Origin of the sequence: Massilia aerilata (assembly GCF_042656905.1) — a bacterium.
Taxonomy (GTDB): Bacteria; Pseudomonadota; Gammaproteobacteria; order Burkholderiales; family Burkholderiaceae_D; genus Telluria; species Telluria aerilata.
In genome coordinates, this window is record NZ_JBHSMZ010000001.1 from 645,473 (window position 1) to 658,808 (window position 13,336).

Consider the following 13,336-nt stretch of genomic DNA (forward strand, 5'->3'; position numbering starts at 1 on the left):
CAGATTAATGGTCCAGCAAACCCTGCTCGCGAATGAAGGCGACCACTTCGTCGACGCCTTCGCCGGTGCGCAGGTTGGTGAACACGAACGGGCGCTTGCCGCGCTGGGTGCTGGCGTCGCGGGCCATCGTGTCCAGGTTCGCGCCCACATGTGGCGCGAGGTCGGTCTTGTTGATGATGAGGAGGTCCGAGCGGGTGATGCCCGGTCCGCCCTTGCGCGGGATCTTCTCGCCGCCGGCGACGTCGATCACATACAGCGTCAGGTCGGACAGCTCCGGGCTGAAGGTGGCGGCCAGGTTGTCGCCGCCGGACTCCACCAGCACCAGTTGCAGCGCCGGGAACTCGGCCTGCAGGCGTGCGATCGCTTCCAGGTTGATCGAGGCATCCTCGCGGATCGCCGTATGCGGACAGCCACCGGTCTCGACGCCCATCAGGCGCTCGGGCGGCAGCGCCTCCGCACGCAGCAGGATGTCCATGTCCTCGCGGGTGTAGATGTCGTTGGTGATGACGGCCATGTCGTAATGCGCGCGCATGCGCCGGCACAGCATTTCGCACAGCGCCGTCTTGCCGGAGCCAACCGGGCCGCCGATGCCGACGCGCAGGGGGTTCGAATCCATGGGTGTCTTTCCTTCCTTGGTCATGAACGGTACAGCCGCCCGTGCTGCACCTCGTGCCGCATCGACAGCATGGACAGGCCCGGCGCCCAGTTCGACAGCGCGCCGTCTTCCAGTGCGCGGGCGGTGCGCGCCGCCGCCTCGATTTCCGGCCGCAGCGACAGCAGCAGCCGCTGTCCGGCGACCTGCCCCAGCGGCACCGACTTCACGCACACCAGCACCTGGTTCTCGACCCAGGTGAACAGCAGCGCCAGCAGCGCCTCCTCGTGCGGGATGCCGAGACCGTCTACCGCGCAGGCAAACGCCGCCGGCAGGGGAGCCTCTTCGCCGAGCACCCCGGCGCCCGCCACGCCCAGCTCGGCGAGCAGTCGGGTCAGCGAATAGCCCATCTGGACAGTCTCGGCGCGGAACTCGGCCGTGTCGCGCGAGGCCAGGAAGCATTCGCTCCACAACGCGACCGCGGCATGGTCGTGCGCCGCGAACGCCTTCAGCAGGCGCCAGAACAAAGGCGCATCCCATTGCGCCATGATGTCGTGCAGGCCACGCCCGATCCAGGCGCGGGCGCTCACGGCATCGTGCACCATGCCCTCTTCCAGCGCCGCTTCCAGTCCCTGCGAATAGCTGTAGCCGCCGACCGGCAGCGCCGGGCTGGCGAACTGCAGCAGGTGCAGCAGGCCGGCCGCGTTCATGGGTTCTCCGCGCCGGCGGCGCTGGCGCAGGCGACGCTGTCCGGGCGGTGGATCTTCTGGCGCACAGGAACCGGCGCCAGCAGGCCGCCGGCAGGGTGCGCATGTCCATGCGCGTGGGCGTGGCCCCCGGCATAGGCGCCCGCCTCCGGCTCGAACTTGGCCAGCTCTTCGTCGACCTGGGCGCCCAGGCCCAGCACCATCTCCTTCAGCACCGGATCGACGCGGATACGCAACCAGCCGGGGCCGACCTGGGTCTGGGTATGGCGGTTGCCGAGGTGGTAGGCGCAGCGCGCCAGCATCGCGGCGTCGACGCAGCGCACCAGGTAGGTCGGCTCCGGCGCCGCGACCACGCGCACTATTCGCCCGCCTTCGCCGCTCAGCAGGTCGCCGTCGCGCAGCACGGTGCCGCGCGCGAGGAACAGCGCCACTTCTTCGCCGGACGCCAGCCGGCCTCGCTGGCGGCAGCGCGCGCGCTGGTCCCAGGTCAGGACCATCAAGGCGTCGACCGCCGCGCCGGGCGGGGCATGGTCACGCGCGACCTTCGTATGCAGGGACATCATCCGTGGCTCCTTTTGCTAGAACAGAAAATAACGCTGCGCCAGCGGCAGCACCGTCGCCGGCTCGCACACCAGCAGGCGGCCGTCGGCCCGCACCTCATAGGTCTCGGGATCGACTTCCATGCGCGGGATGGCGCCGTTGTGGATCATGTCGTGCTTGCGCAGGCCGCGCGTGCCGCGCACCGGAATCACGGTCTTGGCCAGCCCGAGCCGGGCGGCGATGCCGTCGTCGTAGGCCGCCTGGGACACGAAGGTGAAGGATTTTTTCAGCCCGCCGGCGTAGGCGCCGAACATCGGCCGCCAGTGCACGGGCTGCGGGGTCGGGATCGACGCGTTCGGGTCGCCCATCAGGCTGGCCGCGATCATCCCGCCCTTGAGCACCATCGACGGTTTGGCGCCGAAAAAGGCGGGCCGCCACAGCACCAGATCGGCGATCTTGCCGGCCTCGATCGAACCCACCGCATGGGCAATGCCGTGCGTGATGGCGGGGTTGATCGTGTACTTGGCCACATAGCGCTTGACGCGGGTGTTGTCGCTGCGCCCGGAGTCGCCCTCGAGCGGCCCGCGCTGGGCCTTCATCTTGTGCGCGGTCTGCCAGGTGCGCAGGATGGTCTCGCCGACCCGACCCATCGCCTGGGAATCGGAAGACATCATCGAAATGGCGCCAAGGTCGTGCAGGATGTCCTCGGCGGCAATGGTCTCGCGCCGGATGCGCGATTCGGCGAAGGCCACGTCCTCGGCAATGGCGGCGTCCAGGTGGTGGCAGACCATCAGCATGTCGAGGTGCTCGTCCAGGGTATTGACGGTGTATGGCCGGGTGGGATTGGTCGAAGAAGGCAGCACGTTGGCATGGCCGACCGCGGCGATGATGTCCGGCGCATGGCCGCCGCCCGCGCCTTCGGTGTGGAAGGTATGGATGGTGCGGTCCTTGAAGGCTGCCAGCGTGGACTCGAGGAAGCCGGCTTCGTTCAGGGTGTCCGAGTGCAACGCGACCTGCACGTCCATGCGCTCCGCCACCGACAGGCAGTTGTCGATCGCGGCCGGGGTGCTGCCCCAGTCCTCGTGCAGCTTCAGGCCGACCGCGCCGGCCTCGATCTGTTCCTCGAGCGGGCGCGGCCGGCTTACATTGCCCTTGCCGAAGAAGCCGAGGTTCATCGGGAAGGCGTCGGCAGCCGCCAGCATGGCGTGGATGTGCCAGGGCCCGGGGGTGCAGGTGGTCGCCGTGGTGCCGACCGCCGGGCCGGTGCCGCCGCCCAGCATGGTGGTGATGCCGGACGCCAGCGCCTCTTCGATCTGCTGCGGGCAGATGAAGTGGATGTGGGTGTCGACCCCGCCGGCGGTGACGATCATGCCTTCCCCGGCGATGATCTCGGTGGCGCCGCCGATGGCCAGGGTCACGCCGGGCTGGATGTCGGGATTGCCGGCCTTGCCGACGCCGGCGATCAGGCCGTCCTTGATGCCGATGTCGCCCTTGACGATGCCCCAGTGGTCGACGATCACGGCATTCGTGACGACCGTGTCCATGACCTGCGCGTGCGGCAGCTGCGACTGGCCCATGCCGTCGCGGATCACCTTGCCGCCGCCGAACTTCACCTCTTCGCCATACACCGCGTGGTCGCGCTCGATCTCGATCACCAGGCCGGTGTCGGCCAGGCGGATGCGGTCCCCTGTCGTCGGGCCGAGCATGTCGGCATAAGCCTGGCGCGAAACGCTCGTCATGCGGATGCCTCCTGGGCGGGCAAGGGGCCGTTCACGCGGCCCTGGAAGCCGACCGCCACGCGCGCGCCCGCCAGCGCGACCAGCTCCACCGTACGCTGCTGGCCCGGCTCGAAACGGACCGCGGTGCCGGCCGCGATGTTCAGGCGCATGCCGAGCGCCGCCTCGCGCTCGAAGCGAAGCGCCGCATTGACCTCGTAGAAGTGGTAATGCGAACCGACCTGGATCGGCCGGTCGCCGGCATTCGCCACCGCCAGCACCTGCGTGCGGCGGCCGGCATTCAGGAGGATCTCGCCCTCTTCCAGGAAGTATTCGCCGGGGATCATGGCATCTCCAATTAAACGATGGGCTGGTGGACGGTCACCAGCTTGCTGCCGTCCGGGAAAGTGGCTTCGACCTGGATCTCCGGGATCATCTCCGGCACGCCCTCCATCACGTCGGCGCGGCCCAGGATGGCGGCGCCCTCGCTCATCAGCGCCGCCACGCTGCGGCCGTCGCGCGCGCCCTCCATGATTGCCGCGCTGATGAGCGCCATGGCTTCCGGGTAGTTCAGCTTCAGGCCGCGGGCGCGGCGGCGCTCGGCCAGCAGTGCGGCGGTGAATATCAGCAGCTTGTCTTTTTCGCGGGGCGTCAGGTCCATGGGCAGCTCCTAGGTATTCCAGATACGCGGCGCCCTGGCGTCAAGGCCCAGCAGGTGCGGCCGCACGGCCTGCCACACGCGCAGCATGGCGGCGCGCGCGGCTTCGCCGTCATTGCCGAGGTAGCGGGCGACGAACACCGATTTCACCTGGCTCATGGCCAGCCCCGGCACGCCGCCGCGCAAGGCGGCTGCCGCCGCCCCCGGCAGCGGCTTGCCGACCGCCAGCAGGGTTGCGCACACGCTTCGCCCATTCAGCCCCAATGGGCTGGCCAGGCCGGCGGCGCCGAGCCTGCCCTGTTCGTGCCAGACCAGGCGGCCGCCCTGGCGGATCCGGGTGCGCTGGGCGATCTGGCCGTGGCTGAAGCGCTCGCCCATCGCGCGCCGCCCGAAGCACATGATTTCGGCGCCGATGTAGCAGGCGCCCTCGCCCAGCTCGACCTCATGTTCGAGCTCGACGCCGGCGCCGTCGTAGAAGATGGTTTCCAGCGGCAGCCATTCGAGGGCGGCGCCGTCGCCGACGCGCAGGCGCACCTCCTGGCGCGATGCGCGGCCCGGCGCGCGATACCATTTGGCGGCGCCGGGCGTCGTCGCGCACACCCGGCTACCGGCGCCCAGCCGAAGATCGAGCGCCAGCTGGTCGCCGCCGACCACACCGCCGGGAGGATGCACGACAATCACATGGCAGGTCCGCGGCCCCTCGGGATACAGCGCCTTCTGGACCCGCAGCGGCCCCGCATGGGCGCGACTTGCGAGCCGGGTCGTTTCACCGTCGAAGGCGAAGCGCAGATCCAGGCTGGCGCGCCAGGGCGGCGCCGGCGGCGGGTCGGAAACCGGAGTCGAAAGAGAGCAATCGCGCATGCATCCTGTTTAGCAGGATGCGTGCCATGCCGGGAAAGGGCCGCCGGATGCGCCTTGACCGCACCCAAACGGGAAATCGCACCAGTGCAGTGCGCCCCGCGGGCTTAAAAACGCACCCCGGCGGACAGCGCCAGCGTGTCGCGGTCCGTCGACGCGTTGTAGTCGCCGCCCCAGATGCCGACGTAGTGCAGGTCGGCGAACCAGTGCTTGCGGTATTCGAACTGGCAGCCGGCCGACACCATGCGCCGTCCCTCGTTGATCGCGAAATCGCCGGACCAGCCCTTCACCTCGTGGCCGAAGCCGGCCGTCAGCTTCGTCTCCAGCTCGGGCGCCAGTTCGGGCAGCCGCGTGTCCATGCGCAGCCGGTAACTCCAGGCATTGGCAGTGTGGTAGCCGCGCAGGCTGCACTGGCGCGCCGCATCGCCCGTCATCACCATGCAGACGCCGTTTACCGGACCGGGGCCGAACACGTCGGCGCGGCCATAGCGGCGCACGGCCTGGTCCGGCAAGCCGGGCGTGTGCTTGCCAACCAGTTCCAGGAGACCGGTCAGCGGCAGGCCGAACACGTTCCAGCGCTGCTGCGCGCTCAGCTGCAACTGGGCCATCGAATACAGGTCGTAGCCGTGGAAGACGGCGCCGGGCGGCACGGCATTGATACTGGCGCGCAGCAGCGACGGCGCGCTCGGGCTGAGGAAAGCCGGCAGCGCGTCGGCCGGCGACAGCATGAAAGGAATCCTTTCGCGCCAGGACAGCTCGGCGCCGAAGCTCGTGGCGCCGGCACGGTGCCGTGCAGTCAGGGCGGTCAAGCCCGCGTTGTCCACGAACTCGGTGAGGAAACGCATATTGAGGCCGTCCGGATCGCCCGGAATCAGCGGCGCCCCGACGCGCGCCGAGCGCCGCATGCTCGGCATCGGCATGCGCCAGCCGTAGCGCGCATGGTAGAGGCCGAATTCGGTGTCGGCGTCCTGCTGCCAGAACAGCGCCAGGCCGCGGTTCGGCGCGCCGGGCTTCACGCTCGGCAGGCGTTGTATGACCGCCCCCTGGGCCACGCGCGCACGGTCGTTCAGGCCGAGCGGCGGGCCGCCCATCACGGCGTTGCAGCCTTCGGCCGCGTAATCGCTGATCGCCCAGAACGTGCCGCAGGTATCGCTCACGCTGGGACGGAAGCCCTGCACGAAAGCTTCCAGCGCCCAGCCGGGCGCGAGGCCGGCGCGCGCGAACAGCATCGGCGCCGCGATCCGTGTCTCCTGCGGCAGGCTGCCGGCACGCCGCAGGGCCGGAAAATCGCGCGGCCCCATGGCTTCCAGGGCCGGCCCGCGCTCGCTCCACGGCGTCAGCTGGCGGCCGGCGCGCAGCAGCAGGCTGCTGGAACCCAGCGCCATGCTGCGCTCGATCCAGGCTTCGCCCAGCGCCACGCCCGAAAAGCGGCCCAGGGGGTCCGTACCCGCATCGCCGAGCGGCTGCCCGACAGCGTAGCGGCTGATCGAATTGCCCCAGGGCCGGGCGTCGTGGCGCTGGCCGTCGTCGTACCAGGCCTCGATGCGCGCCAGCCCGGCAATGCCCGCGCCCTCGTAGCGCAGGTCGAGGTTGCCGAGCCAGGCCCGCGACACCCAGTCGTGGCGCGCATAATTCAGGTTGGCGTCGTCGGCGTTGGCGCCCATGCCAACGCCGACCAGGCCGATGGCGGCCGAGTTGCTGGCGGTGAGCAGGCGCGGATCGGGGGCCTCCAGGCGCTTGACGCCGCCGAAGGCGATGCGGCCGGACAGGCTCAGCCCATCGGTGCCGGCGCATGCAGGCCAGGCAGCAAGGGTGGCTAGCGCCAGCACGCCGGACTTGAGCCCGGGCATGGGAGATGCGTGGGAGGATTGCAGGAACAAGACTGGCTTGATTCGTTTCAACATGCCTCCTCACGGAAGTATTGACACAAATTATATTGCCATACCGATAGAATCCTGGCAATCATCTCCCTTGCTGGAAAGTGCATGCCACGCATTCGCCGTGCTGAGGAAGACCTGGCCGCTCAGGCGCTCGAGCAGGGTCGACTGCTTGAGGCGGTCCATCACCGGCCCCTTGACCTCGGCCAGGTGCAGGCGCACGCCGCGCTGCGCGAGCGTGGCGTTCAGCTCCAGCAGGCCGAACAGCGCCGAAGTGTCGATCGCGTTCACCGCCGACAGCACCAGCACCAGCTCGCGCACGCCTTCGTGCAGCGCCAGCTCTTCCTCGGCGCGGGCGCTGACCGCTTCGACGTTGCCGAAAAAGAGACCGGCATCGACGCGCAGCAGCAACACCCCGCTGCGGGTCTCGGTGTCGTAGCGGTCGACGTTGCGGAAATGCTCGGTGCCGGCGATGCGGCCCAGCACCGCGATGTGCGGCCGGCTCTCGCGCCAGATCATCGCCCCCATCGACAGCAGCAGGCCGACCACGACCCCGGCCTCGACGCCCATCAGCAGCACCCCGCCGGCGGTGGCCAGCAGCGCCAGCGCATCGGCGCGGTCGTAGCGCCAGGCGGTGCGCAGGGTGCCCGACTCCAGCATCCCCAGCACCGCGACGATGATGGTGGCCGACAGCACCGGCAACGGCAGCAAGGCCAGCCAGCCGGTCGGCAGCACCAGGGCCGCGCCCAGCAGCAGCGCGGTGACGACGCCCGCCAGCTGGGAGTTGGCGCCGGCCGAGAAATTCACGGCGGAGCGCGACAGGCTGGCGGTGACGGGAAAGGCGCCGCTCAGGAAACTGCCGATGTTGGCGGCGCCGAGGCCTACCAGCTCGGCGTTCGTCAGCAGCTTCTCGCCCTTCTTCGCGGCCAGCGCCTGGGCGCCGGACATCGACAGCAGGAAGCACATGAAGCCGATCAGGAGGGCCGGCTTGAGCAGCAGCAGCCAGTGCGCGCCGGACGTGGCCAGGTTCAGGTGCGGGAGGCCGGCCGGCACTTGGCCGATGACGCGTACGCCCATCCGGTCCAGGCCCAGCACGGCCACCGCCGCGATCGCGCCCAGCACCACCAGCATCGGCGCCAGGCGCGCGCCGATGTCGGCGCTTGATGCCGGCAGCCCGCAGCGCCGCAGCAGCGCGGCCCCGCGGCGGCGCGCCAGCACCAGCAGCGCCAGCGCGCCCAGCCCCAGCGCGGCGCTGGGCCCATGCCAGTGCGGCGGCGCGGCCCCCAGCAGGGTGCCCAGCTGGTCCCAGGCGATCAGGATCGAGGAGCCGATCGTGAAGCCGTTCATGACCGGGCGCGAGAAGAAATTGGCGAGGAAACCCAGGCGCAGCAGGCCGCAGGCCAGCAGCACCACGCCGGACAGCAGGGCCAGCTGGCCGGCCAGCGCGACGTAGAGCGCGCTGCCCGGCGCGGCGAGCGGCGCCAGTGCGGACGCCGTCATCAGCGAAATGATCGCCATCGGTCCCACCGACTGGCTGCTGCTGGTGCCGAACAGCGCGTACAGCAGCAGCGGCAGGATGCTGGCATAGATGCCCGCGACCGGCGGCAGGCCGGCCACCAGCGCATAGGCCATGCCCTGCGGGATCATCATCATGGCGACCACCGCGCCCGCGGCCAGGTCGCCCGCCAGCCACGCGCGGCGGTAGTTCTTCGCCCAGGCCAGCATCATTGCATCGCCAGTTCGACGCAGTTGCGCCCTGCCCGCTTGGCGCGCGCCATCGCGGCCTCGACCCGCCGGACCAGCGAATCGGCGTTCTCCTGCTCGGCCAGCTGGGCCACGCCGATGCTGACCGTGACGTGGTCGCAACCGGGAATCGCCGCCTGCTCGACCCCGTGGCGGATCTTTTCGGCCATCTTGAGGCCGTCGATCGCGCTGGTATGCGGCGCGATCACGTGGAATTCCTCGCCCCCCGAGCGCACCAGCACATCGCTCGAACGCAGCAGCGCGCGCACGCAGTCGGCCACCGTGCGCAGCGCGACGTCGCCGACCGGATGGCCATAGGTGTCGTTGATCGCTTTAAAACGATCGATGTCGAAGGACAGCAGCGCCAGCGGCGCGCGGTAGCGGCGCGCGCGCTTCACTTCGCGCTCCAGCAGCTCTTCGCCATGGCGGCGGTTGGCGACGCCGGTCAGGGCATCGGTGGTGGATACATAAGTCAGGCGCGCCAGCAGCTGCTCGGCTTCGAGATTCATGTCGGCCAGGCGCAGGCCCAGCGCAGCCATGGCGGCGCAATCGCCCAGCGTGGACCAGGCTTCCGGCGCCAGCGCGGCGGGGCTGTCCAGCAGCAGCGACAGCGCGCCGCGCGGGGCGCCCGGACCGTCGGCCGGAACCGGCAGGCCCAGCGCCTGCGCGACGCCATGCGCGCGCAGGTCGCGCGCCAGGGCGGGCTCGCCGGCCTGGTCAAGGGTGTCCAGCAGCGCCGGCTCGCCGGTGGCGGCGGCCAGCAGGCCCGGGAAGGCGTGGCGCAGCGGCGCCTGCAGCAGGCGCTCGCTGCGCTGCAGGAGAACGCCCAGGCGCAGCCCGGCCGCGCTGTCCCTTCCCAGTTCGGCCTCGAGCTGGAGGTTGCCGTCCGGCCGCATGCGGAACATGGCGGCATGCAGCACGCCCGGCCACGCCAGCAGGGCCTGGCACAGGCGTTCGTCCAGGCCGGGCGCGTCATCCGGCGCCTCGAGCGCGGCCTGCACGCGGGCGCGCAAGGCGAGCAGCGCGCGCAGGGTAGCCGCATCGGCGGCGGGGACGGCGCCGCCAGGCGTATCCAGGCATTGCCGGACGGTGGTGCGCAGGCGCGCCGGCTCGATCGGGGTGATCGCATACGCCGCCGGCCTGGCGCGGTTCAGCAAGGGCAGCCAGCGCGCGTACGCGTAGGGGCACAGCAGCAGGACCGGCCCCTCGCCGCGGCGCGCCAGCAGGCCGGCCAGCGCATCCAGGTCGATGCTCGGCTCGAAGCGTTCGAGGTCGACCACCAGCAGGCCGGCAGGCGCCGCGGCCAGCAGGCCGGCGGCGGCATCCACGCTGTCGGCCAGGTGCAGCTGCGCGAACAGCGGGCCGCAAGCCTGGTCGAAATCCGCGCGCCGCTGCGCCATCGGGCTGAGGTAGATCCCGGTCGATCCTGCGTGCTGCTGGTCCTGCTGCGACATCTGCGCTCCTGGTATAGCCGGTCAATCAAGCTTGTTACAGGCCGAAGTTTGCCACAAAGCACCTGATGCGGCCAGCAAATGCGGCGCTGTGTGTGGAAGCGCACGGTAGCAAGCGCGCTGCGGCGTGAATACTGCTGGATCGGGAAACACGCTTCGGACAAGGAGAATCAGCATGGCCAATCAGGACGACGTAGCGAACAAGCAGAAGGCAATCCAGAACCGCCAGGACCAGCACGACGCCAGCATGCAAAAGGGCGATCAGGGCGGCGGCGGAGGTGGGCAAGATGCGGCAGCCCAGACCGGCGTCAAGCAGCCCTCGGGCGACTTCCCGGCCCAGCACCTGGCCAAGCCGGGCCTGGAAGCGCAGATGGCGCTGAAGCCGAAGTTCATGGCCGAAGGCTACAAGGGCAGCGGCAAGCTGGAAGGCCAGGTCGCGATCGTCACCGGCGGCGACTCCGGCATCGGCCGCGCGGTCGCGATCCTGTTCGCGCGCGAAGGCGCCGACGTCGCCATCCTCTACCTGAACGAACACGAGGATGCCGCCGAGACCCAGCGCTACATCGAAGCCGAAGGCCGCCAGTGCGTGACCGTGGCCGGCGACGTCAAGGACATGGAATTCTGCCAGCAGGCCGTCGACCAGGTCGTCGCCAAATTTGGCCGCCTGGACGTCCTGGTCAACAACGCCGCCTTCCAGGAACACGCCGAATCGCTGCTGGACCTGACCGAAGACCGCTTCGACGAGACCATGCGTACCAATATCTACGGCTACTTCCACATGGCCAAGGCCTGCCTGCCCTACATGAAGCGCGGCGCCGCCATCGTCAATACAGGCTCGGTCACGGGCCTGAAGGGCTCGAAGAAGCTGCTCGACTATTCGACCACCAAGGGCGCGATCCACGCCTTCACGATGTCGCTGGCGGCCAACCTGCTGGACAAGGGCATCCGCGTGAACTGCGTGGCCCCGGGCCCGGTGTGGACGCCGCTGAACCCGGCCGACCAGTCGCCGGAAGACATCACCAAGTTCGGCCAGCAGACCACCTTCGGCCGCCCGGCGCAGCCGGAAGAGCTGTCGCCGGCTTATGTATACCTGGCGTCGAGCGTGTGCTCGGGCTATGTGACGGGCGTTATCCTGCCGATTACCGGCTCGGTGGGCGAATAATCTTTTTTGAGGAGTCGACGATGGCACGCAGCATGTGGAAGGGCGCGATCAGCTTCGGGCTGGTGCACATTCCGGTCGAGCTGTACCCGGCAACCAGCGAGCACTCGCTGGACCTCCACATGCTCGACCGCCGCGATTTCGCGCCGATCGGTTTCAAGCGCTACAACAAGAACACCGGCAAGGAAGTCTCCTGGGACGACATCATCAAGGGCTACGAATACGCCGACGACGAATACGTGGTGCTGTCCGACGAGGACCTGCGCCGCGCGAACCCGGAGGCGACCCAGACCATCGACATCCTGGCTTTCGTCAACGCCGGCGAGGTGCCGCTGATCTACTACGAGCAGCCCTACTACCTCGCGCCCGGCAAGGGCGGCGACAAGGTCTATGCGCTGCTGCGCGAGACCCTGCGCGACGTCGGCAAGATCGGCATCGCCAACGTCGTCATCCGCGTCAAGCAGCACCTGGCGGCGCTGGTGTGCGTGGACGATGCGATCGTGCTCATCACCCTGCGCTATCCCGACGAGATCCGCGGCACGGGCGAACTCGAGATCCCCGGCGAGCACTCGAAGGCGGCCATGGTGACGGCGAAGGAGCTGCAGATGGCCAAGGCCCTGGTCGAAGGCATGAGCGAGAAATGGAAGCCGACGCAGTACCACGACACTTACCGCGAAGACGTGCTGGCGCTGGTGAAAAAGAAGATCAAGGCCAAGCAGACCAAGACCATCACCGAGCCCGACCCGGATGAGGACAAGAAGCCGGCCAAGGCCAAGGTCATCGACCTGGTCTCGCTGCTGCAGGCCAGCCTGGGCAGGAAGCCGGCGGCCGCCACCGCAGACGACGACGATGACGACGACGATCCGCCGCCGCGCAAGGCGCGCAAGCCTGCCGCCGATGAAGACGACGATGCCTCGGATGCGCCGCCGCGTGCGCGCAAGTCTTCCTCGCGTGCGACCGTGCATGCGCACACGGCTGCGGCCAGGAAGCCGGCGGCCAAGAAGGCTGGCGCCAAGACCGTGCCCAGGCGCACCACCGCCGCGTCCAAGACCGCCACCGCCGCCAAGGCCCCGGCCAAGCGCAGGAAGGCGGCCTGAGTGGATCTGGATACGCTGATCGACTTCCTGCAATGGCCGGCCATGGCGGTGACGCTGGGCGCGGCCTTCCTGGTCGGGGCCCGCCATGCGCGGCGCCGGATCTTCGGCTTCTATACCTTCATTGCCTCGAACATCCTGTGGATCGCCTGGGGCCTGCATGACGAGGCCTGGGCCTTGATCCTGCTGCAGGCGGGGCTGCTGGCGATGAACGTGCGCGGGATTTTCCGCAATCACAAGGAAGCCGAGGCGGAGACGCGGGAAGAAGCCGCTGCCTAGGGGCGGCGCCTGCCCACCGCTCTGCCGCACACGATACACGGCTCGGCGCATTTCCTTGGACAAAAAGAAGCTGCATTCCTATCTTGGGCAGACTATCCATCGCCATCGAGGAGCCGAGATGAAGGCAGCAGTGATCCTGTCATACCTGGCCGCCGGCCTGCTCCTGGCCGCGCCGCACATGGCCCGCGCCGAAGGTCCCGCAGACAGCAGGCAGCAGATCGAAGCCGTGGTCGAGAGCTTCCGCAGCGCCCTTGTCAAGAAGGACAAGGAGGCCTTCCTGCAGCTGTTCATGAAGGAAGACATCACCTGGGCCGGTGTGACGACCGATGCGTCCATCGAGATGCTCTACGCTAACCGGCCCAAGCCCGAGATGCGGCGTCCGTTCAAGTTCTTCACCAGCACGCCGCGCAAGTTCATCGACATGGTCGCCCAGGATCCCGCCTCGGTCGAGGAGACATTCTCGAACCTGCGCATCGAGACCGATGGCGAGGTCGCGCAGGTCTGGTTCGACTACGTTTTTCTCCAGGAGAGCTACCGCAGCAACTGGGGCAAGGAGAGCTGGCAGCTGGTGCGCACCGGGAACGGCTGGAAGATCGCCTCCGTGGTCTGGTCGCAGGAAATCAACCCGGCCCCGCCGCCGAAGCGGTGAGCGGCGCGGCCGCG

14 protein-coding genes are annotated in these 13,336 nt (G+C 69.2%); 4 read left to right on the top strand and 10 right to left on the bottom strand.

What is annotated here, in order from left to right; all coding sequences use genetic code 11:
* Positions 1-4: 4 nt before the first annotated feature.
* The 10 genes from ureG to ACFPO9_RS02920 form a co-directional block, all read right to left on the bottom strand.
* A complete protein-coding gene (gene ureG / locus ACFPO9_RS02875) occupies positions 5-616 on the bottom strand; it encodes an urease accessory protein UreG (RefSeq protein ID WP_379766771.1) in 612 nt (203 codons plus the stop codon).
* 20 nt (positions 617-636) lie between these two features.
* Complete coding sequence (locus tag ACFPO9_RS02880) at positions 637-1,302, bottom strand: urease accessory protein UreF (RefSeq protein WP_379766774.1); 666 nt, start codon at positions 1,300-1,302, stop codon at positions 637-639.
* Entirely contained in the window at positions 1,299-1,862 is a 564-nt protein-coding gene (gene ureE / locus ACFPO9_RS02885; RefSeq protein ID WP_379766777.1) for an urease accessory protein UreE, read from the bottom strand. Before ureE ends, ACFPO9_RS02880 begins: the two co-directional genes overlap by 4 nt.
* Before the next feature lie 15 nt (positions 1,863-1,877).
* On the bottom strand, positions 1,878-3,578 hold the full coding sequence (ureC, locus tag ACFPO9_RS02890; protein ID WP_379766780.1) for an urease subunit alpha: 1,701 nt from the start codon (positions 3,576-3,578) through the stop codon (positions 1,878-1,880).
* The gene (locus ACFPO9_RS02895) at positions 3,575-3,901 is read right to left on the bottom strand and encodes an urease subunit beta (protein WP_379766783.1); all 327 of its coding nucleotides are present in this window, start codon (positions 3,899-3,901) and stop codon (positions 3,575-3,577) included. Before ACFPO9_RS02895 ends, ureC begins: the two co-directional genes overlap by 4 nt.
* Before the next feature lie 11 nt (positions 3,902-3,912).
* Positions 3,913-4,215, bottom strand: coding sequence for an urease subunit gamma (locus tag ACFPO9_RS02900; protein WP_379766786.1), 303 nt, complete (start codon positions 4,213-4,215; stop codon positions 3,913-3,915).
* Positions 4,216-4,224: 9 nt separating this feature from the next.
* Positions 4,225-5,073, bottom strand: coding sequence for an urease accessory protein UreD (locus tag ACFPO9_RS02905; protein ID WP_379766788.1), 849 nt, complete (start codon positions 5,071-5,073; stop codon positions 4,225-4,227).
* Positions 5,074-5,177: 104 nt separating this feature from the next.
* Positions 5,178-6,974 carry a DUF1302 domain-containing protein gene (locus ACFPO9_RS02910; RefSeq protein WP_379766791.1) on the bottom strand — a complete coding sequence of 599 codons (1,797 nt, stop codon included), beginning with the start codon at positions 6,972-6,974 and terminating at the stop codon, positions 5,178-5,180.
* 27 nt (positions 6,975-7,001) lie between these two features.
* A complete protein-coding gene (locus tag ACFPO9_RS02915; RefSeq protein ID WP_379767588.1) occupies positions 7,002-8,672 on the bottom strand; it encodes a SulP family inorganic anion transporter in 1,671 nt (556 codons plus the stop codon).
* Positions 8,672-10,144, bottom strand: coding sequence for a GGDEF domain-containing protein (locus ACFPO9_RS02920; protein WP_379766794.1), 1,473 nt, complete (start codon positions 10,142-10,144; stop codon positions 8,672-8,674). Before ACFPO9_RS02920 ends, ACFPO9_RS02915 begins: the two co-directional genes overlap by 1 nt.
* A 172-nt stretch (positions 10,145-10,316) precedes the next feature.
* Between ACFPO9_RS02920 and ACFPO9_RS02925 the strand changes: the two genes are divergently transcribed.
* The 4 genes from ACFPO9_RS02925 to ACFPO9_RS02940 all read left to right on the top strand — a co-directional run bounded on the left by ACFPO9_RS02925 (position 10,317) and on the right by ACFPO9_RS02940 (position 13,322).
* A complete protein-coding gene (locus ACFPO9_RS02925) occupies positions 10,317-11,303 on the top strand; it encodes an SDR family oxidoreductase (protein WP_379766797.1) in 987 nt (328 codons plus the stop codon).
* Between the two features lie 20 nt (positions 11,304-11,323).
* Positions 11,324-12,397 carry a non-homologous end joining protein Ku gene (gene ku, locus ACFPO9_RS02930; protein WP_379766800.1) on the top strand — a complete coding sequence of 358 codons (1,074 nt, stop codon included), beginning with the start codon at positions 11,324-11,326 and terminating at the stop codon, positions 12,395-12,397.
* Positions 12,398-12,673 (top strand): hypothetical protein, encoded by a 276-nt coding sequence (locus ACFPO9_RS02935; RefSeq protein WP_379766803.1) that lies wholly within the window; start codon positions 12,398-12,400, stop codon positions 12,671-12,673. It begins immediately after the preceding gene.
* Between the two features lie 118 nt (positions 12,674-12,791).
* A complete protein-coding gene (locus tag ACFPO9_RS02940; RefSeq protein WP_379766806.1) occupies positions 12,792-13,322 on the top strand; it encodes a Cif family virulence factor in 531 nt (176 codons plus the stop codon).
* The last annotated feature ends 14 nt before the right edge of the window (positions 13,323-13,336 follow it).